Source organism: Streptomyces sp. SAS_272 (genome assembly GCF_052543235.1).
This window is the reverse complement of the sequence record NZ_JBMNDR010000001.1, coordinates 82,049-108,091: the sequence shown is the minus strand read 5'-3', so window position 1 is coordinate 108,091 and position 26,043 is coordinate 82,049. Positions and strand designations below refer to the sequence as shown.

At 73.1% G+C, this 26,043-nt stretch carries 20 protein-coding genes; 9 read left to right on the top strand and 11 right to left on the bottom strand.

From position 1 onward, the window contains the following. Window positions 1-21 precede the first annotated feature (21 nt). The 5 genes from ACN6LD_RS00465 to ACN6LD_RS00445 all read right to left on the bottom strand — a co-directional run bounded on the left by ACN6LD_RS00465 (window position 22) and on the right by ACN6LD_RS00445 (window position 6,881). Window positions 22-1,314 (bottom strand): RNA polymerase sigma factor, encoded by a 1,293-nt coding sequence (locus ACN6LD_RS00465; protein ID WP_319189011.1) that lies wholly within the window; start codon window positions 1,312-1,314, stop codon window positions 22-24. Between the two features lie 54 nt (window positions 1,315-1,368). Beyond that, window positions 1,369-3,270: a DNA primase gene (dnaG, locus tag ACN6LD_RS00460; protein WP_445042161.1), complete on the bottom strand. Its 1,902-nt coding sequence runs from the start codon at window positions 3,268-3,270 to the stop codon at window positions 1,369-1,371. Window positions 3,271-3,299: 29 nt separating this feature from the next. After that, window positions 3,300-4,565, bottom strand: a complete 1,266-nt coding sequence (locus tag ACN6LD_RS00455) for an NAD(P)/FAD-dependent oxidoreductase (protein ID WP_319197551.1) — start codon at window positions 4,563-4,565, stop codon at window positions 3,300-3,302. A 142-nt stretch (window positions 4,566-4,707) separates the two neighbouring features. Then, window positions 4,708-5,991: a deoxyguanosinetriphosphate triphosphohydrolase gene (locus tag ACN6LD_RS00450; protein ID WP_319197549.1), complete on the bottom strand. Its 1,284-nt coding sequence runs from the start codon at window positions 5,989-5,991 to the stop codon at window positions 4,708-4,710. A 110-nt stretch (window positions 5,992-6,101) separates the two neighbouring features. Next, a complete protein-coding gene (locus ACN6LD_RS00445; protein ID WP_445042160.1) occupies window positions 6,102-6,881 on the bottom strand; it encodes a sirohydrochlorin chelatase in 780 nt (259 codons plus the stop codon). Between the two features lie 181 nt (window positions 6,882-7,062). Between ACN6LD_RS00445 and ACN6LD_RS00440 the strand changes: the two genes are divergently transcribed. Further along, complete coding sequence (locus tag ACN6LD_RS00440) at window positions 7,063-7,740, top strand: SanA/YdcF family protein (RefSeq protein WP_319197547.1); 678 nt, start codon at window positions 7,063-7,065, stop codon at window positions 7,738-7,740. Between the two features lie 139 nt (window positions 7,741-7,879). On the opposite strand, the gene ACN6LD_RS00435 is transcribed toward ACN6LD_RS00440, so the two are convergent. The 3 genes from ACN6LD_RS00435 to ACN6LD_RS00425 form a co-directional block, all read right to left on the bottom strand. Then, window positions 7,880-8,647 (bottom strand): enoyl-CoA hydratase-related protein, encoded by a 768-nt coding sequence (locus tag ACN6LD_RS00435; RefSeq protein WP_319198359.1) that lies wholly within the window; start codon window positions 8,645-8,647, stop codon window positions 7,880-7,882. A 91-nt stretch (window positions 8,648-8,738) separates the two neighbouring features. Beyond that, window positions 8,739-10,094, bottom strand: a complete 1,356-nt coding sequence (locus ACN6LD_RS00430; RefSeq protein ID WP_445042159.1) for a hypothetical protein — start codon at window positions 10,092-10,094, stop codon at window positions 8,739-8,741. Further along, window positions 10,091-11,608, bottom strand: coding sequence for an amino acid adenylation domain-containing protein (locus ACN6LD_RS00425; protein ID WP_445042158.1), 1,518 nt, complete (start codon window positions 11,606-11,608; stop codon window positions 10,091-10,093). Before ACN6LD_RS00425 ends, ACN6LD_RS00430 begins: the two co-directional genes overlap by 4 nt. Before the next feature lie 456 nt (window positions 11,609-12,064). Between ACN6LD_RS00425 and ACN6LD_RS00420 the strand changes: the two genes are divergently transcribed. Continuing rightward, window positions 12,065-14,155, top strand: a complete 2,091-nt coding sequence (locus ACN6LD_RS00420) for a molybdopterin oxidoreductase family protein (RefSeq protein ID WP_445042157.1) — start codon at window positions 12,065-12,067, stop codon at window positions 14,153-14,155. 52 nt (window positions 14,156-14,207) lie between these two features. On the opposite strand, the gene ACN6LD_RS00415 is transcribed toward ACN6LD_RS00420, so the two are convergent. Next, window positions 14,208-14,942: a TetR/AcrR family transcriptional regulator gene (locus ACN6LD_RS00415; protein WP_445042156.1), complete on the bottom strand. Its 735-nt coding sequence runs from the start codon at window positions 14,940-14,942 to the stop codon at window positions 14,208-14,210. Window positions 14,943-15,144: 202 nt separating this feature from the next. Here ACN6LD_RS00415 and ACN6LD_RS00410 point away from each other — a divergent pair, with 202 nt between their 5' ends. Then, window positions 15,145-16,650, top strand: coding sequence for an MFS transporter (locus ACN6LD_RS00410; protein ID WP_445042155.1), 1,506 nt, complete (start codon window positions 15,145-15,147; stop codon window positions 16,648-16,650). A 149-nt stretch (window positions 16,651-16,799) separates the two neighbouring features. Here ACN6LD_RS00410 and ACN6LD_RS00405 read toward each other — a convergent pair whose 3' ends face one another. After that, entirely contained in the window at window positions 16,800-17,501 is a 702-nt protein-coding gene (locus tag ACN6LD_RS00405) for a DUF6215 domain-containing protein (protein WP_319191103.1), read from the bottom strand. A gap of 160 nt (window positions 17,502-17,661) precedes the next feature. Next, a complete protein-coding gene (locus ACN6LD_RS00400) occupies window positions 17,662-19,308 on the bottom strand; it encodes a M4 family metallopeptidase (RefSeq protein WP_445042154.1) in 1,647 nt (548 codons plus the stop codon). Between the two features lie 153 nt (window positions 19,309-19,461). Between ACN6LD_RS00400 and ACN6LD_RS00395 the strand changes: the two genes are divergently transcribed. From ACN6LD_RS00395 to nirD, 6 genes are all read left to right on the top strand, one after another. Continuing rightward, the gene (locus ACN6LD_RS00395; protein ID WP_445042153.1) at window positions 19,462-19,893 is read left to right on the top strand and encodes a gamma-glutamylcyclotransferase family protein; all 432 of its coding nucleotides are present in this window, start codon (window positions 19,462-19,464) and stop codon (window positions 19,891-19,893) included. A gap of 216 nt (window positions 19,894-20,109) precedes the next feature. Beyond that, window positions 20,110-20,670 carry a hypothetical protein gene (locus tag ACN6LD_RS00390; protein WP_319191109.1) on the top strand — a complete coding sequence of 187 codons (561 nt, stop codon included), beginning with the start codon at window positions 20,110-20,112 and terminating at the stop codon, window positions 20,668-20,670. Window positions 20,671-20,970: 300 nt separating this feature from the next. After that, window positions 20,971-21,597 carry a class F sortase gene (locus tag ACN6LD_RS00385; RefSeq protein ID WP_445042152.1) on the top strand — a complete coding sequence of 209 codons (627 nt, stop codon included), beginning with the start codon at window positions 20,971-20,973 and terminating at the stop codon, window positions 21,595-21,597. Between the two features lie 238 nt (window positions 21,598-21,835). After that, on the top strand, window positions 21,836-23,047 hold the full coding sequence (locus ACN6LD_RS00380; protein ID WP_445042151.1) for an NAD(P)/FAD-dependent oxidoreductase: 1,212 nt from the start codon (window positions 21,836-21,838) through the stop codon (window positions 23,045-23,047). Further along, window positions 23,047-25,653: a nitrite reductase large subunit NirB gene (nirB, locus tag ACN6LD_RS00375; protein WP_445042150.1), complete on the top strand. Its 2,607-nt coding sequence runs from the start codon at window positions 23,047-23,049 to the stop codon at window positions 25,651-25,653. Before ACN6LD_RS00380 ends, nirB begins: the two co-directional genes overlap by 1 nt. Then, window positions 25,650-26,009, top strand: a complete 360-nt coding sequence (nirD, locus tag ACN6LD_RS00370) for a nitrite reductase small subunit NirD (protein WP_319191116.1) — start codon at window positions 25,650-25,652, stop codon at window positions 26,007-26,009. The genes nirB and nirD overlap by 4 nt, the downstream gene beginning before the upstream one ends. The last annotated feature ends 34 nt before the right edge of the window (window positions 26,010-26,043 follow it).

Below are 26,043 nucleotides of genomic sequence, written 5' to 3'. Positions count from 1 at the left end.
CCCCGCCCGGTCGGCGCCGGCTCAGTCCAGGTAGCCCCTGAGCTGGTCCGCGAAGGCGTGGTCGCGCAGCTTGTTGAGGGTCTTCGACTCGATCTGCCGTATCCGCTCGCGTGTCACGCCGAAGATGCGGCCGATCTCCTCCAGGGTGCGCGGGCGGCCGTCGGCCAGTCCGTAACGTAACTGGACGACCTTCCGCTCGCGTTCGCCGAGCGTGGAGAGCACGGCCTCCAGGTGCTCGCGCAGCAGCAGGAAGGCCGCCGACTCCACGGGGCTGGCCGCGTCGCCGTCCTCGATGAGGTCGCCGAGGGCCACGTCGTCCTCCTCGCCCACCGGGGCGTGCAGGGAGACGGGCTCCTGGGCGAGCCGCAGGACCTCTCCGACGCGCTCCGGCAGCAGATCGAGCTGGGCGGCCACCTCCTCCGCCGTGGGCTCGTAGCCGCGCTCCTGGAGCATCCGGCGCTGGACGCGGACGACCCGATTGATGAGCTCGACGACATGGACCGGGACGCGGATGGTGCGGGCCTGGTCGGCGAGCGCGCGGGACATGGCCTGCCGGATCCACCAGGTGGCGTAGGTGGAGAACTTGTAGCCGCGGGCGTAGTCGAACTTCTCGACGGCCCTGATCAGGCCGAGGTTGCCCTCCTGGACGAGGTCGAGCATGGTGAGCCCGCGGCCGACGTAGCGCTTGGCGACGGACACCACGAGCCGCAGGTTGGACTCGATGAGGCGGCGTTTGGCCATCCGGCCCATGACGACCAGCCGGTCGAGGTCGAGGGCGAGCTCACCGGCCAGGTCGGCGGAGCACGCCAGCTTCTCCTCGGCGAACAGGCCGGCCTCCACGCGACGGGCCAGTTCCACCTCCTCGGCCGCGGTGAGCAGCGGGATGCGGCCGATCTCCCGCAGGTACTGGCGGAACAGGTCGGAGGACGGGCCGGCGCTCTCGGTGACGCGGGCGCGGCGCGGGGCCTCGACGGGTTCGTGCTCCGGGGCCTCCGCGAGCGCCTCGGGCGGCGGGTCCCCGGGCTCGGCGTCGGTGTCGGCCTCGGGGTCGGCGTCCGTCGCGGCGTCGGATTGCGACTCCGGGTGGTGCGCGGCGCGGTTCTGCGGCGGGACCGCGAGCAGGACGTCGGACTCGGCGTCCGGTTCCGTGCCGTCGGGCGCGCTGTCGGCGGTGCTGTCGGTCGGGGTGAGGGTCCGGGTCTGGGTCTGCACGGGGGCGACCTCCAGGATGATCGCTGCTGAGGTGAGCGGCGGCGGTACTGGGGGGCCGCTCCGAGGACTCAGGCACCGGACCCAGTGTGGCGTACGGCACATCCTCGCCACGAGGGGCGTGCGGTGACTTTTTGATTCCGGACCGTGACGTGCTGTTCAGAGGGCGTCGGGGCCGTGCACCTTCAGCGCCTGGTCGTACTGCTGGAGGACCCACAGCTCGTTCTTCGCCGCGGCAAGCTGCGCGGGGTCGCCGCCCGCCTCCAGTCGTTTGACGGTGATCTGGATCTCCTGGACGCGGCGCTCGACGGCGCGGCGGCGCACCTGCACCAGGACGTTGCCCGCGTACACCTCGTCGACCGTGCGGCGCATGATCGGCTCCACCGCGAGTTCGGTGACCATCGCGCGGACGGCGTCGTCGGGGGCCATGTCGCGGACGCGGACCAGGTACTCCGAGCCGTCCTGGACGCCGAGCTCGGCGCCGCCCGCGTCGAGGACGGCCTGGCGGACGGCGGCGTAGGGCGCGGCGGTGAACTCGTCGGCCCCGTAGGCGTCGAAGGCCGGGGAGACCAGCTCCGGGCGTTGCAGGGCGAGCTTGAGCAGCTCGCGTTCCGTCGCGTAGACGGGGTTGCGCAGGGTGAGGGCCGGGCCGGGGGCCTGGCGGGGGGAGGCCTCGTACTGCCGGGGGCCACTGCCGGCCGGTGCCGCCGGGCCCTTGCCGCCCCGGTCGCGGGCCCACCGGGCCAGCTGGGCGACCCGCTTGACGACGAACTGGGTGTCCAGGATGCCGAGCATGCCGGCGAGCTGGACGGCGACCTCGTGCTGGGCGCCGCTGTTCTTGATGCGGGCGACGATGGGCGCGGCCTCGTCGAGGGCGGCGGCGCGGCCCGCCGGGGTGTCGAGGTCGTAGCGGAGGACGATCTGGCGGAGCGCGAACTCGAAGAGCGGGGTGCGGGGTTGGGTCAGGTCGGCGACCGCCTCGTCGCCCTTGGCGAGGCGCAGGTCGCAGGGGTCCATGCCGTCGGGGGCGATGGCGATGTACGTCTCGGCGGCGAACTTCTGGTCGTCCTCGAAGGCGCGCAGGGCCGCCTTCTGGCCGGCCGCGTCGCCGTCGAAGGTGAAGATCACGCGGGCGCTGCCGTTGTCCATCAGCAGCCGGCGCAGGATCTTGATGTGGTCGCCGCCGAAGGCCGTGCCGCAGGTCGCGATGGCGGTGGTGACGCCGGCCAGGTGGCAGGCCATGACGTCGGTGTAGCCCTCGACGACGACGGCGCGGCTGGACTTGGCGATGTCCTTCTTCGCGAGGTCGATGCCGTAGAGGACCTGGGACTTCCGGTAGATCGCCGTGTCGGGCGTGTTGAGGTACTTGGGCCCGTTGTCGGCCTCGTAGAGCTTGCGCGCGCCGAAGCCGACGACCTCGCCGCCGATGTCGCGGATGGGCCACATCAGACGGCCCCGGAAGCGGTCGATGGGCCCGCGGCGGCCCTCCTGGGCGAGCCCGGACAGGAGCAGTTCCTTGTCGGTGAAGCCCTTGCCGCGCAGGAAGCGGGTGAGGTGGTCCCAGCCCTGGGGGCTGTAGCCGACGCCGAAGTGGACGGCGGCGGCCTGGTCGAACCCGCGCTCGGCGAGGAAGAGCCGGCCGGTGTCGGCCTCCGGGCTGAGGGCGAGCTGTTCCGCGTACCACTCGGCGGCCATCTTGTGGGCCTCGACCAGGCGGATGCGTTCGCCGCGCTGGTGGGAGGGGTTGTAGCCGCCCTCCTCGTAACGCAGGGTGATGCCGGCCTGGGCGGCGAGCCGCTCGACGGCCTCGGAGAAGGTGAGGTGGTCGACCTTCATCACGAACGTGATGGTGTCGCCGCCCTCCTGGCAGCCGAAGCAGTGGAAGAGCCCCTTGCTCGGGCTGACCTGGAAGGACGGCGACTTCTCGTCGTGGAACGGACACAGGCCCTTGAGGTTGCCGCCGCCCGCGCCCCGCAGCTGGAGGTACTCGGACACCACGGCGTCGATCGGGACCGCGTCCCGAACAGCCTTCACGTCCTCGTCGTTGATCCGTCCTGCCACGTGGTGATTCTACGGGGGCGCACCGACACTCACGGGAGGAGACCGTCCAGGGGGACGTGGGGGTCGGCCAGGGCCTGCGTGTCCACCGGGGTCAGGGCGGTGATCAGTTTCTGGATGGGCTCCGTGACGTCCCACACGTTCACGTTCATCCCGGCCAGCACCCTGCCCGACTTCACCCAGAACGCGATGAACTCGCGCTTGGCCGCGTCGCCGCGGATCACGACCTCGTCGTACGAACCCGGCGGCGCCCAGCCGCTGTACTCCATGCCCAGGTCGTACTGGTCGGAGAAGAAGTACGGCACGCGGTCGTACGCGACCTCCTTGCCGAGCATCGCGCGGGCGGCCGCCGGGCCGCCGTTCAGGGCGTTCGCCCAGTGCTCGACGCGCAGCCGGGTGTCGAACAGACCGTGCGGGAAGGACGCGACGTCGCCGGCCGCGTAGATGTCGGGGTCCGAGGTGCGCAGCGTCGCGTCCACGGCGACTCCGCCGCCGTGGGCGCGGTCGGCCATCTCCAGGCCGGCCGCCTCGGCGAGGGCCGTGCGCGGGGCCGCGCCGATCGCCGCGAGGACGTCGTGCGCCGGGTGCTCCTGGCCGTCGTCGGTGCGGGCGGCGAGGACCATGCCGTCCTGCCCGACGATCTCGGTGAGCCGGGCGCCGAAGTGGAAGCGGACGCCGTGCTCGCGGTGCAGGTCGGCGAAGACGCTCCCGAGCTCGGGGCCGAGGACCCCGTGCAGCGGTGTCGGCTCGGGTTCGACGACGGTGACCTCGGCGCCGTACTCGCGGGCCGCCGCCGCGATCTCCAGCCCGATCCAGCCGCCGCCGGCGATCACGATGTGGCCGTTGTCCCGGCCGAGGGCCGCGAGGACGCCCTTGAGACGCTCGGCGTGCGCGAGCCGGCGCAGATGGTGCACGCCGGCCAGGTCGGTGCCCGGGATGTCCAGACGGCGCGGTTCGGCGCCGGTGGCCAGAAGCAGCTTGTCGTAGTGGGCGAGCGTGCCGTCGTCGCCGAAGCGGACCGTCTTCGCGGTGCGGTCGATCGCGTCGACGGTCTGGCCGAGGTGCAGCTCGATGTCGTTCTGCGCGTACCACGCGGGCTCGTGCACGAAGACGCTCTCGCGCGGCTCCTTGCCGAGCAGATAGCCCTTGGAGAGCGGCGGCCGCTCGTAGGGGTGGTCGCGTTCGTCGCAGATCAGTATCACGCGGCCGGTGAAGCCCTCCGCTCGCAGCGTTTCGGCCGCCTTCGCGCCGGCCAGGCCTCCTCCGACGATGACGAATGTCTGATCCGCGTCGACCACGTGATGCCTCCTCGTTGAGCGTGCCGCCATGTCCGAGCGTCCCGCACGCAGCGTGATGGGGGAAGGGGGACGTGCCCGATCACGGCACACCGTGGCGCGTTCCGGCCCGTTTGGGCGCACGGGGCGGACGGGGCGCTCCCGGTCAGCGTCCGGTGTGCGCCGTCAGCCGGCGGTGGAGCGAGCGGGCGGAGGCGTCGGTGAGGGACGCGATCTGGTCGACGACGACGCGTTTGCGGGCGCGGTCGTCGGCGGCCCGGTCGAACAGCGCGCGGAACTGGGGGTCGAGGCCGTCGGGGGCGCGGGCGGTGAGGGCCTCTGCGAGTTCGCCGATGACGACGCGCTGGTCGGCGCGCAGGCGTTCCTGTTCGGCGCGCTGCATGACGTACCGGTCGGCGACGGCCTTGAGGACCGCGCACTCCAGGCGCGTCTCGTGCGGGACGACGAGTTCGGCGCCGTAACGCGTGAGGCGGCCGGCGTGGTGCCCCGCGCGCGTGGCGCCCTCGGCGGCGAGGCAGAAACGGCCGATGAGCTGGCTGGTGGCGTCCTTGAGGCGGGCCTGGGCCACCGCCGTGCCGTCGTAGCCGTGCGGCCACCACTCCTGGTCCTGGAGGCGGTCGAGGGCGGCGGCCAGCTCGGCCGGGTCGGTGCCGGCGGGCACATAGCGGCCGACGGCGACCCGGAAGATCTCCTGGCGTTCCGGTTCGGCGTGCAGGCAGTTGGGGTCGATGTGGCCCGCGTGCAGGCCGTCCTCCACGTCGTGGACGGAGTACGCCACGTCGTCGGCCCAGTCCATGACCTGGGCCTCGAAGCACGTGCGCGTGCCGGGGGCCTCCTGGCGGACCCAGTCGAAGACGGGCCGGTCGTCGTCGTAGACGCCGAACTTGGGCGAGCCGGCGTCGGTGGGGTGGCCGCCCCTCGGCCAGGGGTACTTGGTGGCGGCGTCGAGGGTGGCCCGGGTGAGGTTGAGGCCCACGGAGCCGTCCTCCGTGAAGCGCTTGGGCTCGATCCTGGTCAGCAGGCGCAGCGACTGGGCGTTGCCCTCGAAGCCGCCGCAGTCCCGCGCGAAGTCGTTGAGGGCCTGCTCGCCGTTGTGGCCGAAGGGCGGATGGCCGAGGTCGTGGGAGAGGCAGGCCGCCTCGACCAGGTCCGGGTCGCAGCCGAGGGCGGCCCCGAGCTCCCGGCCGACCTGGGCGCACTCGAGGGAGTGGGTGAGGCGGGTGCGCGGCGTCGCGTCCCACTCAGGGCTGCGCTCTCCCGGGGTGACCACCTGCGTCTTGGCCGCGAGCCTTCTGAGCGCCGACGAGTGCAGGACGCGCGCGCGGTCGCGTTGGAAGGCGGTACGGCCGGGGCGTTTGTCGGGCTCGGGGGCCCAGCGGGCGACTGACGTCGGGTCATAGGCGGTGTCGGGGTGTGCGGTGCCTTCCATGATTCGACAGTAAGCGGCGGGAGTGACAATCGGGGCGCTACTCGCCTGCCGGGTTCCGTGGGGGGCGCGTTCGTGGCGTCCGTGGCGGGGCGCGTGCTTGCGCGCGCCCCTCAGGCCGCGTCGCTCCTGCCGTCCGCCGCCAGGGCCCGGTCGTAGCGGTGGAGCAGAAGGCTCGCCATCAGGGGGTGGACGCCCAGGGGGGTCGCCGCGATCCACGGGGCCGCCTGCGCGGCCTCCGTCGCGAAGCGTCCGGGGGCCGTGAAGCAGGAGGCCACCGCCACGCGCTCGCGCCCCCGCGCCGCCAGGGCCCGCAGCGCCGTCGTGACCGTCGGGGCCGCCGTCGACGCGTAGGCGGGGACCACCGGCACGCCCAGGCGTTCGGCGAGCAGCCGTGCCGTGCGGCGTGTGTCGGTCGCCGCGTCCGGGTCGCGGGAGCCGGCGGCCGCCAGCACCACCGCGCTCGACCGGCGCTCCCGCTCGGTCGCCGGCGCGCGCCAGCCGGCCTCGGTCAGGCGCGCGTGCAGGGTCTGCGCCAGCAGCGGGTGCGGTCCCAGCGGCGTGGCCACGCGCGTGCGTACCCGGGCCCGCGCCGCCGTCTCCGGGATGTCGCGCTTGACGTGGTGGCCGCGGGCGAGGAGGAGGGGGACGAGGACGGCGTCCGTCGTGCCGTGGGCGTCCAGACCGGCCAGGGTGTCCGTGAGCAGGGGCTCGTTCAGCTCGATGTGCCCGAGGTGGACCGCCAGGCCGGGGCGCTCGGCGCGGACGACGTCCAGGAGCGCGCGGACGGTGCTCAGGGCGCGCGGGTCACGGCTGCCGTGGGCGACGACGACCAGCGCGGGCGGGCCGGGTCGCCGGCGGCCGTCGAGGTGGACGAGACGTGGCTGGCTCATGCACCCATCCTGCCCGGCCGAGGTTGCACCCCCGTTGCCTGACCGTCACGACTGTTTTCCGGGGGTTCACCGCCGGGGCGGGACGAGTGTGAGGCGCGGGACACACGGCCGGGAGGGCGAACCGGATCACCGTCCGCCGCGTCTTCCCTGGCCGAAGGTTGACTTCGACCGGGGGGATCTCATGAACATCCGTCGACCGCGGCTGCCGCGCACCCGCGCCGGGCGGCGCCGGCTGGTGCAGGCCGTGATGGCCGGGTGCGTGCTGGCGCTGCTGCCGGCCACCTGGCTGTACGTGTCGACGTCCGACCGGATCGGCACGACGGCGCAGGCGCCGCGCCGCGAGGTCGCCGTCGTCTTCGGGGCGGGCCTGTGGGACGGCGAGCCGTCGCCGTACCTCGCGCACCGGCTGGACGCGGCGGCGAAGCTGTATCGGGCCGGCCGGATCGAGGTCGTCCTCGTGACGGGCGACAACAGCCGCGAGGACTACGACGAGCCCGACGCGATGCGCGCCTATCTGACGAGACACGGCGTGCCTGACCGGCGGATCGTCAGCGACTACGCCGGGTTCGACACCTGGGACTCGTGCGTGCGCGCCAAGAAGATCTTCGGCGTCGACGCGGCCGTGCTGATCAGCCAGGACTTCCACATCCGGCGGGCGGTCGCCCTGTGCGAGGCGGCGGGCGTCGACTCCTACGGCGTCGGCGTCGCCGCCAAGCACGACGTCACCTGGTACTACGGAGGCGCCCGCGAGGTTCTGGCGGCCGGCAAGGCGGCCCTGGACGCGGTGTTCGAGCCCGACCCCCGCTTCCTCGGGCCGAAGGAGCGGGGGGTGGCCCGGGCGTCTGCGGCGGCCAGGTGAGGCGCCCCCGGGAGGGGCAGGTGGGGGGGCAGGCGGGGGGCAGGCGGGCGGGCGCGAGGTGTGGCCGACGGGTCCCTTGCCGGCATGCCCCGTGCCCGCCGTGCTGCCCGTGCTCCTCGTGCCCGCCGTACGGGCAGCGTCAGCGTCCGGTGAAGCGCGGCCGGCGCTTCTCCAGGAACGCGGCCATCCCCTCCTTCTGGTCGTCCGTGGCGAACAGGGCGTGGAAGACGCGGCGTTCGTAGCGGATGCCGTCCCGCAGACCGGTCTCCAGGGCACGGTCCACGCACTCGCGGGCCGCCCGGACCGCCGCGCCCCCGTACGACGCGACGGCCGCCGCCGCCTCCCACGCCTCGGGCAGGACCCGGTCGTCGGGGACCACCCGGGAGACCAGGCCCGCGCGTTCCGCCTCGCGGGCGTCCATCGTGCGGCCGGTGAGGACCAGGTCCATCGCTTTGGCGCGGCCGATCAGGCGGGTCAGGCGCTGGGTGCCGCCGATGCCCGGGATCACCCCCAGTTTGATCTCCGGCTGACCGAAGAGCGCCGACTCCCCCGCGATCACCAGGTCGCACATCATCGCCAGTTCACAGCCACCGCCGAGGGCGACTCCGCTCACCGCGGCGATCCGCGGGGTGCGCAGGTCGGCGAAGTCCTCCCAGGCGGAGAAGTAGTCCTCCCGCGCCATCTCCACGGCCGATTTCCCCGCCATCTCCCGGATGTCGGCCCCGGCCGCGAAGGCCCGCTCGGAACCGGTGACGACGACGCATCCGACGGAGTCGTCCGCTTCCAACGGGCGCAGGACGTGCAGGAGTTCGGCCAGCAGCTCCGCGTTCAGCGCGTTGAGGACGTGCGGTCTGTGCAGACGGACCGTCACGACCCCGCCCGCGCGCTCCAGCTTCAGGTTGTCCATCGTGTCGCCTGCCTTCCCTCTTCCCTGCCCGGGCTCTGTGTCCAGGCTCTGTCCGGGCTCTCGTCCGGTCTCATCCGGGCTCTGTCCGGGGTCACGAGTCCCAGATCGCGCCGTACGCCGGAATCCCGCGCCGTTCGAGCCCGTGCACCACCTGCCAGGTCAGCTTCTTGTTGGAGATGCAGATCACCGCCTCCGCCCCGAAGTCGCGGTAGGCGGCGTACGCGAGCGCCACCATGTCGGGCTTGCCGCCGCGGGAGGTGTCCCGGACGACCGCGTCCGGCTGGGCGGCGAGGATCTCGTCGACGAGGGCGTCGCCGTAGGTCGCCCGTGGGTCGCGGGTCGCCCAGACCAGCCGGGAGGGGACCTCGGCGGCCAGCAGATGCGGCAGGCAGGGCCCGATGCCGCTGCCGGTCGCCACGTACACCACCTTCGTGAACAGGACTTCGATGTTGGCGACCCCGGCGGTGGTGATGCCCTTCGTCCACACCTTCCGCGGCAGGTCGTCGATGAAGGCGCCGGTCCAGTCGCCCGCCCGCGAGACGGTGAGCCGGAAGCCGGACTGGCCGGGGGCCGGGACGTTGGCGAAGGAGTGCCACTCCTTCAGCGGGCTGCGGCTGATCGCGGTCGAGGAGCCGGCGAAGGGCGTCACGCCGTGGTCGAAGCGCGCCAACGCCACATGGCGGGAGGGGCGTTCGAGGCGCACCTCCACCTTGCGCAGCCGCAGCCAGGGCAGCGCGACGCTGAAGGTGACCAGTGCCAGCACGGACACCGGCCCGGGCCCGGGAGCCGCCATCAGGGTGTGCGTCCAGAAGAGGGCGAGGGCGGTCCAGCCGCCGAAGCGGTGGATCTTCTCGAAGTGGTCGTGGTGGCGGGAGCGGAAGGGCGGCAGGGCGGTGGCGACGATCACCGCGAGCAGCGTCACCAGGGTCCAGCCGACGACCCGCAGCGAGCCGTCGGTCGTCCGGATTGTCAGCGCCAGGAACCAGGCCGCCCCCGCCAGGGCTCCGCCCACGTGCAGTCCGCCGAAGTGGTAGACCTTGCCCAGCGTCCAGCGCAGCCGCAGCGGCCAGTGCGTCGGTGCCGAGGTCGCCAGCCGGAACAGCAGGTTGATGACGTACTGCTGGCGGACGAGGACGGCCAGGGCGAGGTTGGCGAGGGACGCGTGCGCCAGGGACTCCGCGGACAGGGGCCGACTCCCGTACGCGTACGCCAGGTTGACCAACAGCACCAGCGCCGCGAGGCGGTTGTGGTGCATCAGCCGCGGGTGCTTGAGCAGACGCCGGGGCGCGGAGAGCGGCGGAGGCAGTTCGACGGGTCGCTCGTCAGGGGACGGCGAGACGGAGGCCGAGGCCGAGGCGGATGCGGAGGCGGAGGGTGCGGGAAGCGGGGACGGGGGCGGTATCGGGGACGCGGGCGGGGACGGGGGCAGGGAGGAGGACGTCGTCATCGGGCGGCCACCGCCGTCCGCTCTCGGGCCAGCTTCAGCAGCGCCGCCTTGTCGATCTTTCCGCGGTCCGTCTCCGGCAGAGAAGTCATGGGCATGACATCCTCGGGCACGCAGTAGTACGGCAGTGCGTCCGCCACCGCGCGGCGGGCCGCGTCCGGATTTACGTCGGCCGGGCAGACGAAGGAGACCAGGCTGCGGGCGTCGCGCCGCAGGGTCACCGCCCGGGTGCAGCCCGGAACGCCTTCGAGGACCGACGAGACGGAGTCCAGCTCGACGCGGAACCCGCGCACCTTGACCTGGTCGTCGGTGCGGCCGAGGTGTTCGAGTTCGCCGCCGGGAGTCCAGCGGCCGAGGTCCCGGGTGCGGAACATCCGGCGCCCCCCGCCGAGGAACGGGTCGGGGGCGTAGCGCTCGGCGTTCAGCTCGTCGTTGCCGAGATAGCCGGCCGAGACGCAGTCGCCGCCGGCCCACATCTCACCGACCTCGCCGACGGGCAGGGCACGGCGGTCGGCGTCGAGGACGTAGACGGTGTTGTTCGGGGTGGGACGGCCGATGGTGAGCAGCGGGGCGGCCGGGGCATGGCGGCTCATCGTGTTCACGATGGTCGTCTCGGTGGGGCCGCAGCAGTTGTGGAAGGCGGCCCGGGCCGCCCAGGCGTCGGCGAGCGGGCGCGGGCAGGGCTCACCGGCGACGGCCACCGTGCGCACCCGGGGGCAGGACGCCGGGTCGATGCCGGCGAGCACGGTCGGGGTGGCGACGAGCACGGTGGCGCTGCGCGCGGCCGCCGCGATGTCCTTGCCGCGGACGACAAGGGTGGCGCCGTGGGCCAGGCAGCCGAGGATCTCCCAGGCGGCCATGTCGAAGGCGATGTTGAGGAGTTGGGCCACCCGGTCGCCCGGACGGATGCCGAGGCCGCCGGGTTCGGTGCACAGGAGGTTGGCGACGTTGCGGTGGGTGACCTTCACGCCGTTGGGACTGCCGGTGGTGCCGGAGGTGAACAGGACGTAGCAGCCGTCGTCGGGATCGATGCGGGGGCGGGGCGCGGGGGCGCGCGGGAGGGGTTCGTCGAGGGCGAGGACACGGGGGCCGCGCGGGATCCGGCCGACGTGCGCACGCTGGGTGAGCACGACTCGGGTGGCTGCGGCCCGGACGACGTGGGCGAGCTGGGCGGGGGGCGCGAGGCCGATGTCCTGGGGGACGTAGGCCGCGCCCGCCTTCAGGATGCCGAGCAGGCCGACGAGCATCGGCAGCGAGCGGCGGACGAAGAGGCCGACGTGGTCGCCGGGGCGGACGCCCTCGTGGACCAGCCGCGCGGCGAGGGCGTCGGCGTACCGGTTGAGCTCGCCGTAGGTGAGGGCCGTGCCGCGGTGTTCGGCGGCCACGGCGTGCGGAGCGGCGACGGCGTGCCGTTCGACGGCGCGGTGGACCAGCGGGTCCGGGACGTCGACGGCGGGGCCGCGGCCGTAGCGCCAGAAGAGATCCTGGTCACGGGGGGTGAGATGGCGCAGAGGCATGGTGGGGTGACCTCCAGGCTGCTTCGGGATGCAGGTGACATGGCCGGCGGTGGGCCGTGCCCGGACGTCGTCAGACGGCTCACCCGGTGTGCGAACGCCGTGCGGGGGCGTACGGCGTACGGGGCGTGCGCCGTACGGAGTCGTGCGCCGTGCGGTCTGACGCCGTGCAGGGGTCGTGCGCCGTGCAGGAGTCGTGCGCCGTGCGTGGTCGTGCGCGCACTCGACTGTATCGGCGGCTTTTCAACCTTCAAGCATGCGCAACCGGACATCCACTGTACGGAACGAGTCACTTGTGGCGTCTTCGTCCACAGGGGCAACGTTCGTGCGGGTCGGCGACGACTCAAGGGCGGGGCTCCCTGTGCCTCACTCCGGGACGCGGCGCTCGGGGAGGGTGCCAGCACACCGCCGTAACAGGAGGCCGCACGACGTGTAACACGGGCGACGCACGCTGGGGGCATGCCGACCGCCTCGACACCCACCCACTGCCCGTACTGCGCCCTGCAGTGCGGGATGGCCCTGTCGCCTCTGCCCGCGGGGGGCGTCGAGGTGGTCGAGCGCACCGGCTTCCCGGTGAACCGGGGAGCGCTGTGCGGCAAGGGGCGCACAGCGGCGGCGGTGCTGGCCCCGGGCGTCCGGCTGACCTCGCCTCTCGTGCGGTCCGGCGGCTCGCTCGTGCCGGCCTCCTGGGACCAGGCGCTGGACCGGATCGCCGGGGAGCTGGGCCGGGTGCGGGCCGCGCACGGGGCCGACGCACTCGGCGTGTTCGGCGGCGGCGGGCTGACGAACGAGAAGGCGTACGCGCTCGGCAAATTCGCCCGGGTGGTGCTCGGCACCTCGCAGATCGACTACAACGGCCGGTTCTGCATGTCGTCCGCGGCGGCGGCCGGAATGAAGGCGTTCGGACTCGACCGGGGGCTGCCCTTCCCGCTGGAGGACATCCCGCGCACGGGCTGTGTGATCCTGGTCGGCTCCAACCTCGCCGAGACCATGCCTCCCGCCCTGCGGTTCTTCAGCGAACTGCGGGAGAACGGCGGCACGCTGATCGTCATCGACCCGCGCCGCACGAAGACCGCCGAGCAGGCCGACCTGCATCTGGCGCCGCGGCCCGGGACGGATCTCGCGCTCGCCCTCGGCCTGCTGCACCTGATCGTCGCCGAAGGGCGGGTCGACGAGGAGTACGTGCGCGAGCGCACCGTCGGCTGGGAGGACGCCCGGGCGGCCGCCATGGCCCACTGGCCGGAGTACGTGGAACGGATCACGGGGGTGTCCGTTCCACAACTCCGGGAGACCGTAAGGCTGTTCTGCGAGCCCAAGGCCGCGATGGTGCTCACCGCACGCGGGCCCGAGCAGCAGTCCAAGGGCACCGACACGGTCGGCGCGTGGATCAACCTGTGCCTGGCGACGGGCCGGGCGGGGCGGCCGCTCAGCGGCTACGGCTGCCTGACCGGGCAGGGCAACGGGCAGGGCGGGCGCGAGCACGGCCAGAAGGCCGACCAGCTGCCCGGCTACCGCAAACTGGACGACCCGGCGGCCCGCCGGCACGTGGCCGAGGTGTGGGGCGTCGACCCGGACTCGCTGCCCGGTCCCGGCCGCAGCGCGTACGAACTCCTGGACGCCCTGGGGTCCGACGTCCGGTCGCTCCTGCTCATGGGGTCGAACCCGGTGGTGTCCGCGCCGCACGCCGCGCACATCGAGGAACGCCTGAAGTCCCTCGACTTCCTCGCCGTCTGCGACGTCGTCCTGTCCGAGACGGCGGCGCTCGCGGACGTCGTCCTGCCCGTCGCCCAGTGGGCGGAGGAGACGGGGACCACGACCAGCCTGGAGGGCAGGGTGCTGCTGCGCCGGCAGGCGGTCACCGCCCCGGACGGCGTGCGCAGCGACCTGGCGGTGCTGCACGAACTGGCTGCGCGACTGGGCGTCGAGAAGGGCTTCCCCGTCGAACCCGAGGAGGTCTTCGAGGAGTTGCGGCGGGCCAGCGCGGGCGGGATCGCCGACTACTCCGGGATCAGCTACGAACGGCTGGCGGCGGAGGACGGGGTGTTCTGGCCCTGCCCGGCCGACGGGGACGGCCGCCCGGCGCCCGGCACACCCCGCCTTTTCCTCGACCGGTTCGCCACCGAGGACGGCCGGGCCCGGTTCGCGCCCGTGTCGCACCGGCCGAGCGCCGAGGAACCGGACGACGACTACCCCGTGCTGCTCACCACCGGGCGGGTGGTCGCGCAGTACCAGTCCGGCGCCCAGACCCGGCGCGTCGCCGAGCTGAACGCCGCCGCGCCCGGCCCGTTCGTGGAGCTGCACCCCCGCCTCGCGGCACGGCTCGGGGCGGCCGAGGGCGATGCGCTGGCCGTCGTGTCCCGGCGGGGGCGGGCGGTGGCGCCGGCCCGGATCACCACGGGCATCCGCCCGGACACCGTTTTCATGCCGTTCCACTGGCCGGGCGCGGGCCGGGCCAACACCCTGACCAACCCGGCCCTGGACCCCACCTCGCGAATGCCGGAGTTCAAGGTGTGCGCGGTGCGGGTGGAACTCGCGGCCGAGTCCGTCTAGGGCAAACCCCTGGTCCGGACGCCGCCGCGCCGGGGCTTGCCGCGCAGGGGCCCTACTCCGGCAGGCGCAGGGCCAGGCCGTCCAGCACGACGTCCAGGCCGTAGGCGAACTTGCTCTCGCGCAGCGCCACCGGGTCGGCCGACTCGGCGGCGCTCGCGGCGTACTCGTCGGCCAGGTGGGCGTAGGGGGCGGCGGCCTGCTGGGCCGCGGGCATCAGACGGGCGATGAAGTCCGCCTCGCTCTCGCCGGATCGGGCGACCGTGGTGAGCCAGGCCGCCTCGGTGGTGCTCACGCCGATGACGTAGCTCAGCACGGGTACGACGACGCGGCCCGGTTCGGCGAACCCCGCGGCCGTGAACAGCGCGGCCAGACGCTCCGAGAAGGACATCAGGTTGGGGCCGAGGTAGGCGAGGCCGGCCTGACCGAGGACCGAGGCGAGCCAGGGGTGCCGCAGCGCGGTCGCGCGGAAGGAGCCCGCGGCCCCGGCGACGGCGGCGCGCCAGTCGGGGCCGTCGGCCGACGGGACCTGGATCTCGGCGGCGACCTCGTCCACGGCCAGCTCCATCAGCTCGTCCTTGGTGGCGACGTGCCGGTAGAGGGAGGTCGCGCCCGCGTTCAGCCGGGAGCCCAGCTTGCGCATGCTGAGCGCCTCGATGCCGTCGACGTCCAGCATGGCGACCGCCTCCCGGACGATCGCGTCCCGGCTGAGCGCGGGCTGGTCGGGCTCGCGGCGCCCGCGGGCCCACACGGAGGGGACGGGGCGGGGGTTCTTCGTCTCGGCGGCCACGGCTCTGCTCCCAGGGGGGTCGACTGACAACGGGCGAACATCGTGCGCTTCCAGCGTACAGAGTTCCCCATTGCGCACAGCGTTCCGACATGCGTACAGTGTGCGCACCGAGCAAACACCGTACGCAGCGCTCGGCAGACCCTCGCCGGAACAGTGTGCGCATCACAAGAACACCGTGCGCACGACGAAAGGACAGGACGTCATGGAAACCCGTAGTCCCCGCCGCTGGTGGATCCTGGTCGTGCTGTGCCTGAGCACTCTGGTCCTGACGATCGACAGCATGGCGCTGACCGTCGCGGTGCCCTCGATGACCGAGGACATCGGCGCGAGCGCCCAGGACACCCAGTGGATCCTCGACTCCTACATCCTGGTCTTCGCCGGCCTGCTGCTGACCTCGGGAAGTCTCGGTGACCGTTTCGGCCGCCGGCGGGTGATGCTGGTCGGCCTGACGCTGTTCGGGGCGGCCTCGCTGGCCGCGACGTTCTGCACCGACCCCGGCCAGGTGATCGCCGTCCGCACCGCGATGGGCGTCGGCGGGGCGCTGATCATGCCGTCCACGCTGTCGATCCTCATCACCGTCTTCGACGAGGAGGAGCGCGGCAGGGCGATGGCGGCATGGGGCTCGGTGTCCATGCTGGGCCTGGTCGGCAGCCCGGTCCTGGGCGGCGTCCTCATCGACCACTTCTCCTGGCACTCGATCTTCCTGATCAACGTCCCGGTCGTCGTGCTCGCCGTCGTCGCCGCCGTGACCCTGATGCCGGAGTCCAGGGCCCCCTGGCAGAAGCCCGACCCGCTCGGCGCGGTGCTCTCCGCGGTCGGCATGACCGCCCTGGTCTGGTGGATCATCGAGCTTCCGCTGCACGGCGCGTTCGGCGGGCGATCCACCCTCAGCCTCGCGGTGGCCGTCCTCGGTCTGGCCGGGTTCGTGGTCTGGGAGAACGTCACCTCCTCGCCGATGGTCCCGCTGGTCCTCTTCAAAAACCGCAACTTCAGCGGTGGTTCGCTCTCGCTGGCCCTGGTGCAGATCGGCAACGGCGGTCTGCTGCTGGTCCTCACCCAGTACCTGCAGTTCGTCCTCGGCTACTCCCCCGTCCGGGCCGGCCTCGCCTTCCTGCCGTTCGCTCTCGCGGCGCTGGCCGGCAACGGAGCGGGCGTGCACCTCGCCGGGAGGATCGGCAACCGATTCGTCGTCCTGGCCGGGATGCTCGTGATGGCCGTCTCCTTCGCACTCCTCGCGACGGTCGGCGCGGACTCCGGCTTCACCGTCCCGGCCGTGGCGCTGGGACTGCTCGGACTCGGAGCCGGCCTCGCGATGCCCGCCGCCGTCGCCGCGCTGATGGGCACCATCCCGGCGGACAAGGCGGGTGTCGGCTCGGCCCTGAACGACACCGTCCAGCAGGCCGGCACCGCGCTCGGCATCGCGATCCTCGGCTCCCTGCTGACCAGCGGCTTCGCCGCCGAGATGCCGGCCGACGCCCCCGAGGCGGCCCGGCAGTCGATCGGCGGGGCGTTGGCGGCGGCCGGCGGCGACCGCACTCTGGTGCGGGCCGCCCGGGAGGCCTTCACCGCCTCGATGACGACGACCTTCACGATCAGCGCGATAGGCGTCCTGGCAGCGGCCGTCCTGGCGGCCCTGGTCATGCGGGACGCCAGGCCGCAGCAGCCCGTCGCCGAGGCGCACGCGGAGGAACCCCAGCTGGTCGCGTGACCGTCACGGCTCCCGCACCGCGAAGGCCGACGCCCCACGGGGGCGCCGGCCTTCGGCGTGTCCGGCATGCCCGGCGGACTCCGGCCGCCCTCACCGTGATCCAGGACGACGGCGCTGCCCGGCGGCGTGCGGCGACGCCTGACGGCATGTCAGCGGGCGGTGGTCCAGCCGGGGATCGTGGGGAGGACCTGCTGGGCGACGCGCAGCAGTGCCGTGTCGTCCGGACGCACATCGTCCTGGCGCCAGATGGAGAGCTCGTAGGAGCCTCCGCCGTCCTTGACGTCCGGGGCGACGACCAGGGTGCGGGCGATGCCGCCGGGCGCGGACTTCGACTTGCCGCCGCCCAGGTTGAACTGGATGGCGATCGTCGGGCTCGAGTAGAGCACCGCGGGGTGACCCGCGATCGTCTTCGTCTGCGCCTCGTTCAGCAGGTCCTGCATCCCGCCGATCGGCAGGCCGTCGTAGGACCGCGACAACTTCACCGTGTAGGTGCCCAGTTGGACGGTCCCCTCGGGGGACGGGATGCTCTTTCCCCCCGTCTCGACCGAGCCGTCGCTGCCGTAGGCGGTCTGCGCGTGCTCCGCCGGCGTGCCGAGGAGCGTCGGCAGGTCCGTGCGGTTGAGCGCCGTGCACAACTGCGTCCCGGAGACGCGCTGCGCCGCCTTCGCGGCCTCGGCGGCCTTCTTGTCCTCGTCGTCGGCCCGGCAGGTGGCCGGCTTGTCGGCGGCCTTGGCGTCGTTCTGCTGGATCACGTACAGCGCGCCCCCCAGCGCGCCGACCACCACCAGCGCCGCGATGGCCTGCGCCCATGCGTTCGGGCCCTTCTCGGCCGCGGCGATTTCCTCGCTCATCTCCCCCATTACCCCCGGTATCCCCAGCTCGCGCCGGATGCGCGCGGAGGGAGCGTAGCGGGTGGTCAGGCCACGGGGGAAGCGTGTTCTCGCCACTGCCCGCCACGGCCCGCCCCGGGAGGTCGTCGGGGCGGGCCGCGGCGTCGGGGAGCGGTGGAGGTCAGTTCACGTTGACGGCGCTCCAGGCCGCCGCCACCGCGTTGTACTCCGTGCTGCCGGCGCCGTAGAGGTCACGGGCGGCGTTCAGGGTCGCCGTCCGCGCGCCGGCGTATTTCGTGGAGGACGTCATGTAGACCGTCAGGGCCCGGTACCAGATGGCGCCGAGCTTGTCGCGACCGATGCCGGTGACCGTCGAGCCGTTGGACGTCGGGGAGTTGTAGGTGACGCCGTTGATCGTCTTCGTTCCGCTGCCCTCCGCGAGCAGGTAGGCGAAGTGGTTGGCGACTCCCGAGGAGTAGTGCACGTCGAGGTTGCCGACCGAACTGCTCCAGTAGTCGGCCGAACTGCCGTCCTTGCTCGGCTTGTCCATGTACCGCAGGGCGTCCCGGCCGAACCCGGAGCGGACGATCTTCTCGCCGATGAGGTAGTCGCCGACGTCGGAGGAGTTGCCGGCGTAGAACTCCACCAGCGAGCCGAAGATGTCGGAGGTCGCCTCGTTCAGACCGCCGGACTCGCCCGAGTAGGTCAGGTTCGCCGACTTGGACGTCACGCCGTGCGACATCTCGTGGCCGGCCACGTCCAGTCCCACCAGCGGGCCGAGCTGCGTGGCGTTGCCGTCGCCGTACGTCATGCAGAAGCAGCTGTCGTCCCAGAAGGCGTTGGCGTAGTTGTTGCCGTAGTGGACGCGGTTGTAGGAGCCCTTGCCGTCGTTGCCGATGCCGTTGCGGCCGTGCACGTTCTTGTAGTAGTCCCAGGTCACGTCGGTGCCGTACTGGGCGTCCACGGCCGCCGTCGATCGGTCGGCCGCGGCGCCCGTCCCCCAGTGGTTGTCGGAGTCCGTGAACAGCGTGGCGGGGGCGCGGCTGAAGCAGATGCCGAAGATGCACAGGTCGGTCTTGTTCTCCGCGTCGCCGGTGTACGTGTTCCCGCGCGTCGGGTCCTTGAGCTGGTACGTCGAGCCCGACTGGGTCGTCTCCAGCGCGACCGTGCCGCCGTACAGGGACTTGCCGTCGCCGGTGGCCGTCTCCAGGGCGTCCCAGGCGTCGATCTGGGCGCCGATGCGCGCGTCGGTCAGCACCGTGCGGGCGACCGGGTTGCCGAGCGAGTCCAGGCCGACGGCGTTGGTCCGCCAGGCCAGTCTCGGGGTGCCGTGCAGGGCGTCGACGACCAGTTGCGGCTTGGCCTTCACCTGGTCAAGGCGTTCGCCGAGGTTGGCCGCGCGCAGGGCGTTCACGGCGACGTCGGCGGCTTTGGGAGCGGAGAGCTTCGGGGTGATGCTCGGCAGTTCGATCGCCGCCCCGGTCGCGCGGTTCGCGCTGCGGTACGTGCCGTCGGGAGCCAGGTGGACCACGAAGTCCCCGCCGAGCACGGGGAGTTGCCGGTAGGTGCGGTCGTAACGGACGTGCTGGGCGCCGTCCTTGTCGACGACCACATCACGGACGGACGTGCTCTGCCCGGAGGTGAGACCCAGGGCCTCGGCCCGGTCGGCGAGGACCGCCGCCGCGTTGTCCAGGGCGGTGGCGCGGGTCGGTCTGTCGGCCGCACCGGCGGCCGGGGAGAGCGCGGCCGCCAGGAGTGCGGCCGTGGTGACGGCGATGCCGGTGGTGGCGAGACGGGAACCTCGGACGTGCTGCCGTATCCGACTCATCAGTCTCTTCGGTCTCCTCAGGAAGGCGCCGTGGGGGCGCGCGTGGGGATGGCGCTGACGTCGTCCTGGCATTTAAGAGGCCTCGACATGTCATGTCCATAGCATCGACGCGAGGGACCCGTGCAGGGGCGGTGAGGGGAGAGAATCGTTTCCGTGACCGCCCCCGCACTCCCCTTCTTCGTCTACGGCACCCTGCGCCCCGGCCAGGTCAACCACGACCTCTTCCTGCACGGCCGCACCCTGCGCGAGGAACCGGCCCGGCTGCCGGGCGCGGTGCTGTACGACGGGCCCGGCTATCCCTACGCGGTCGAGGAGCCGGGCGACGCGGGCGCGACCGTCGCCGGGGACCTCGTGACGGCCCGCCCCGAGGCGTACGCCCGGCTGCTCGCCGAGCTCGACCGGCTGGAGGAGTACGCGCCAGGCGACCCGCGCAACCTCTACGAGCGCGTCACGCGCGAGGTGACGAGGACGGCCGGCGCCCCTCCCGTCCGCGCCTGGGTGTACCTGGCCGCGCCCGCCGTCGCCGCCCGTCTGCGCGTGCGCGGGAAGGCGATCGAGGGCGGCGACTGGCTCACCCGGCGCTGACCGGTCACCCGTTCACACCTCCCGCGCACGGTTTTCCGCGCGACACCGTCCGCACGCACGTGACCTGGTGAAACGCGAGTGCAGACCACCCCGGCCACAGGGCGTCCGACACCCGTTCATCCCAATCCTGACACCCCATCAGCAAGCGCGTCCGCCCCGCTGCGACTTACCTCGGAAGGGCAGGGAAACTCGAGGAGCGAGCTCGAAGGAGCATCGATGCGACGACGGACCACCCGTCTGCCGACCGCCCGTCTGCTGACCGGTACCGCGCTCGCCGTCACCGCCGCGGCCGCCTTCGCCGCGCCCGCGCACGCCGTCACCGCACGCGGAAGCACCGGCGCCGACGCCGGGCGTCTGGAGGTGTACCCGGCCACCGCGGTGCCGGGCGGGCAGGTCTCGGTGAACACCGCGGACTGCGGGTCGGGCGCGGCGTCCGGCGACGCCGGGGCCGTGGGCGCCGGCCGATTCCCGCTCGCGCCCGGCGCCCGCGAGGGCGAGGCGACCGGACGGTTCGGGGTGCCGCCGAGCGCGCAGCCCGGCACCTACGAGATCGTCGCGGAGTGCGCCGCGGACGGCCGGCGGATCACCGGGGACCTGGTGGTCGTGCTGGCCTCTGACCGGCAGCAGACGCTGCCGCGAGGAAGTGTGAAGACGGGGGTCGGCGGCGCACTGGGCCCCGACCCCGTACAGACCGCGGCCGGCGTGGCGGCTCTCGCCGTCGCCGCCGCGGGCGGTACCTGGCTCCTGCATCGCCGGGCGAGAGGCGACGGGATCTGACGGACACCCTCCGCTGTCCGTCCGCCGGTACCGCAACCCCTCCCCCTCCGGGTCCGACGCCCCTCGCGACCCGGAGGGGGACACGGGAGTTCCCGCACCCGCCCGACCGGCCGCCGCCCACCCGCCTGATGGCACCACGCTCGACTCAGCACGCCGGACGTCACTGCGCCCGACTCACCACGCCGGACTCACCACGCCGGACGTCACCATGCCGGACGTCACAGAGACGGACGTGTACAGAAACAGACGTCGCAGAACCGGACATGACAGAACCGGACGTCGCAGAAACGGGGGCTCCTGATGCTCAGGGTCGGCAACACCGCCATAGCCGCCGTCACCGCGGCCGCCCTGTGCGGCGGCGCGTGGCTGCTGCGCAGCGGCGCCGAGACGCACGCCCCGCCGCAGCCGTCCGCCGCCCAGGCCCACGCGGTCGGCCCCGACCGCGCAGGCAGGTCCGCCCCGGCGCTGCCGCCCTCTCCGCCCGACCGCATCCGCATCCCCGCGATCCACGTGGACGCCCCGCTGACCGGCCTCGCCCTCACCCCGTCCGGCAGCCTCGACGTCCCGCCCGCCGATAAGGAGAACCTCGCCGGCTGGTACGAGGCGGGCACCACCCCCGGCGAGACGGGCACCGCGATCGTCGCCGGCCACGTCGACAACGCCGACGGTCCCGCCGTCTTCTACGACCTCGGCGCGCTGCGCAAGGGCAGCTCCATCGAGGTGGACCGGCGCGACGGCGGCGTCGCCGTGTTCACCGTGGACGCCGTCGAGGTCTACCCGGCCCGTGACTTCCCCGACGAGAAGGTGTACGGGGCGGCGAGCAGACCCGAGCTGCGGGTGATCACCTGCGGCGGGGGCTACTCGAAGGCGACCGGCTACCAGGGCAACGTCGTGGTGTTCGCCCACCTGACGTCATCCCGCGGCTGACCGGCCCGGCCCCGCCCCGCACACCCGGCCGTCCGCCGCCCCACGCGCCGCCGTCCGCCGCTCCGCTCACCTATGCTCCGCGGCCCCGCACACCCGGCCGTCCGCCGCCCGCTCACCCGGGCATCCGGCCCGGGCCCGGAACCCTCACACCCACGCCCCGCGCCCGCTGAGGGCAGCGTTCCTCGCGGGAAACAACCGTGATGCGGCCGGGTAACGTCGACACCGCACGCTCCTGGACATGACCTCGAATTCGCGTGTGGTGGTGATCGGAGCCGGCCTCGCGGGCGCCCGACTCGCCCGCCGGCTCGGCGAGCTGGGCACGCCCGCACTGCTCGTCGGCGAGGAGGAGCACCGGCCCTACAACCGGGTCCTGCTCGCGGAGGTGCTGGCCGGCCGGTACGCACCCGAGGTGATCGCGCTGCCCGCGCCCGCCGAACTGGTCCGGGCCCGGGTCACCGGCATCGACCGCGACCGGCGGACCGTCTCCTGCGCGGACGGCTCCGAGATCGCGTACGGCACGCTCGTCCTGGCCACCGGCTCCAACCCGGTGCTGCCGCCGCTGCGCGGCCTGTTCACCCCCGACCACGTCCTGCCGGAGGGCGTCCACGCCTTCCGCACCATGGACGACTGCCTCGGCCTCTCCAAGGCGGTCCGGCCGGGTGTCCGGGCGGTCGTCATCGGCGGCGGGCTGCTCGGCGTCTCGGCGGCCCGCGCACTCGCCGTGCGCGGCGCGCAGGTCGTCCTCGCCCAGCAGGCCGAGCGCCTCATGGAGCGCCAGCTCGACCCGAGCGCCTCCCGGCTGGTCCTGCGGCACCTGAAGGACCTCGGCGTCGAGGTCCACACCGAGTGCCGGGTGCGCGACGTGCGCTGCCTGGGCGGCGCCGTCCGCTCGGTGGAGATGTCCGACGGCTACGCCCTCGACGCCGATCTGGTGGTGCTGGCCTGCGGCGTCTCGCCGCGCGCCGGTCTCGCCAAGGACGCGGGGATCGCCGTCCACAAGGGCATCCTCGTGGACGACGAGCTGCGCACCTCCGACCCGCACATCCGCGCGATCGGCGACTGCGCACAGCACGACGGGACCGTGTACGGCCTCGCCGCGCCCGCCCTGGAACAGGCGGACGCACTGGCCGAGTCGCTCGCCGGGCGGGTCTCCCGCTACACCGGCACCCGCGTCCTCACCCGGCTCACCCTGGCCGGCAACAGCGCCTTCGACCTCGCCGCCTTCGGCGAGACCGAGCCGCTCCCCGGCGACGACGTCGTGCAGCTCGCCGACGCCACCCGGGGCACCTACCGCAAGGTCGTCGTCCGCGACGACCGTCTGGTCGGCGGGGTCCTCGTCGGCGAACTCGGCACCGTCGGCGCGCTCGCCCGCGCCTGGGAGGGAGCAGAGCCGCTGCCCTCCGACGGCGGCCCCCTGCTCCACCTGCTCACCAACGATGGAGGCTCCTGATGACCGCCACCCCGGAGGCCACGGAGGCCACCCCCACGATCGTCCTCGTCGGCCACGGCATGGTCGGCCAGCGCTTCCTCGAGGCGCTCGCCGAGCGCGGCCTGACCGCCACCCACCGCGTGGTCGTGCTCTGCGAGGAGCCGCGTCCCGCCTACGACCGCGTCGCCCTCACCTCGTACTTCTCGGGGAAGACGCCCGAGGACCTGTCCCTCACCGACCTCGAGTTCATCGCCGCGCACGGCATCGAGCTGCACGTCGGCGACCCCGCGGAGACCGTCGACCGCGACGCCCGCCGCGTGACCGCCCGCTCGGGCCTGGTCGTCGACTACGACGTCCTCGTGCTGGCCACCGGCTCCTACCCGTTCGTGCCGCCGGTCCCGGGCAAGGACGCCGAGGGCTGCTTCGTCTACCGCACGATCGACGACCTCCTCGCCATCGAGGAGTACGCGAGGACGCGCGCCACGACCGGCGCCGTCGTCGGCGGCGGACTCCTCGGGCTGGAGGCGGCGGGCGCCCTCAAGGGCCTCGGACTCACCTCCCACATCGTGGAGTTCGCGCCCCGGCTGATGCCCGTCCAGGTCGACGCGGGCGGCGGCGCGGCCCTGCTGCGCACCATCGAGGACATGGGCCTGTCCGTGCACACGGGCGTCGGCACCCAGGAGATCGTGGTCGGCGAGGACGGCGCGGTCACCGGCATGAAGCTGTCCGACGGCTCCGAACTCGCCGCCGACATGGTGGTGTTCAGCGCCGGTGTGCGCCCCCGCGACCAGCTCGCCCGCGACTGCGGACTGACGGTCGGCGAGCGCGGCGGCATCACCGTCGACGAGCAGTGCCGGACCGTCGCCGACCCGCACGTCTTCGCGATCGGCGAGTGCGCGCTGGCCGCCGACGGCCGGGTGTACGGCCTGGTCGCGCCGGGCTACGAGCAGGCCGAGACCGTGGCGGCGACGATCGCGGCCGACGACGCCAGCTTCACCGGCGCCGACCTGTCGACCAAGCTGAAGCTGCTCGGCGTGGACGTGGCGTCCTTCGGCGACGCGCACGGCACCGCCGAGGACTGCCTGGACGTCGTCTACTCCGACTCCCGCTCCGGCCTGTACAAGAAGCTGGTCATCGGCCGTGACGGCACCCTGCTCGGCGGCATCCTGGTCGGCGACGCGGACGCCTACGGCACCCTGCGGGCGTTCACCGGGTCCGTGCCGCCCGTCTCCCCCGAGTCGCTGGTCCTGCCGGCCGGTTCCGGAGAGGCCGTCCAGCTCGGCCCGTCCGCGCTGCCCGACGAGGCGATCGTCTGCTCCTGCCACAACGTGTCCAAGGGCGCCATCCGCGGCGCGGTGACGGAGCACTCCTGCACGACCGTGCCCGAGGTGAAGAAGTGCACCAAGGCGGGCACCGGCTGCGGCAGTTGCGTGAAGGTGCTCGGTCAGCTGGTCACCGCCGAGCTGGAGGCGAGCGGCGTCGAGGTCGACAAGGGCCTGTGCGGCTGCTTCTCGCAGACCCGCGAAGAGCTGTACGAGATCGTCCTCGCCCTGCGCATCAACACCTACCAGGACCTCCTGGACCGCTACGGCCGCGACGGCGCCCGGGGCGGCGACGGCTGCGACGTCTGCAAGCCCGCGATCGGCTCCATCATCGCTTCCCTCGCCCCGACCATCGGAGCGAGCGGCTACGTCCTCGACGGCGAGCAGGCGGCGCTGCAGGAGACCAACGACCACTTCCTGGCCAACCTGCAGAAGAACGGCTCCTACTCGGTCGTCCCGCGCATCCCCGGCGGTGAGATCACCCCCGAGGGCCTGATCGTGATCGGTGAGATCGCCCGCGACTTCGGCCTCTACACGAAGATCACCGGCGGCCAGCGGATCGACATGTTCGGTGCCCGCGTCGAACAACTCCCCCTGATCTGGACCCGGTTGGTGGACGCAGGCTTCGAGTCCGGCCACGCCTACGGCAAGTCGCTGCGCACCGTGAAGTCCTGCGTCGGCCAGACCTGGTGCCGCTACGGCGTCCAGGACTCCGTCCGCATGGCGATCGACCTGGAGCTGCGCTACCGGGGACTCAGGTCGCCGCACAAGCTCAAGTCGGCGGTGTCGGGCTGCGCACGCGAGTGCGCCGAGGCCCAGTCGAAGGACTTCGGCGTCATCGCCACCTCCAACGGCTGGAACCTGTACGTCGGCGGAAACGGCGGCGCCACCCCGCGCCACGCCGACCTGCTCGCCCAGGACCTGTCGGACGCCGAGCTCGTCCGGCTGATCGACCGGTTCCTGATGTTCTACATCCGCACCGCCGACCGCCTGGAGCGCACCTCGACCTGGCTGGAGCGCATCCCCGGCGGCCTGGACCACGTCCGGGACGTGGTGGTGGAGGACTCGCTCGGCATCTGCGAGGAGCTGGAGTCCCTGATGACGGCACACGTGGCGCACTACGCCGACGAGTGGGCGACCACCATCAACGACCCGGAGAAGCTGGCGCGGTTCGTGTCCTTCGTGAACGCGCCGGACACTCCCGACCCGGTCGTCGGCTTCGTCCCCGAGCGCGACCAGATCAAGCCCGACCTGCCACTGCTGACCATCGGCCACCGACCCCTGGAAGGGAGTGCCCAGCGATGACACTGGCGCCCGAGACCACCGACCTGAAGGTTCAACTCCGGCCGGCGCAGCACGCGGAGGAGTGGTTCACGGTCTGCGACCTGAGCCTGCTCGTCCCCGGCCGGGGCGTGGCCGCGCTGCTGCCGGACGGCCGCCAGGTCGCCCTGTTCCGCGACCGCGCCGGCGAACTGTACGCCGTCGACAACCGCGACCCGTTCAGCGGCGCGGCCGTCCTCTCCCGCGGCCTCACGGGCACCCACCGCGGCCGCCCCTTCGTCGCCTCGCCCCTGCTCAAGCAGCGCTTCGACCTGACCAACGGCGAATGCCTGGACGACGAGACGGTACGCATCCGCACATACGAGGTCCGCACAGCCTGACGGGACGGCGCGGCGGGGGCCGCGGCGGCTTGCC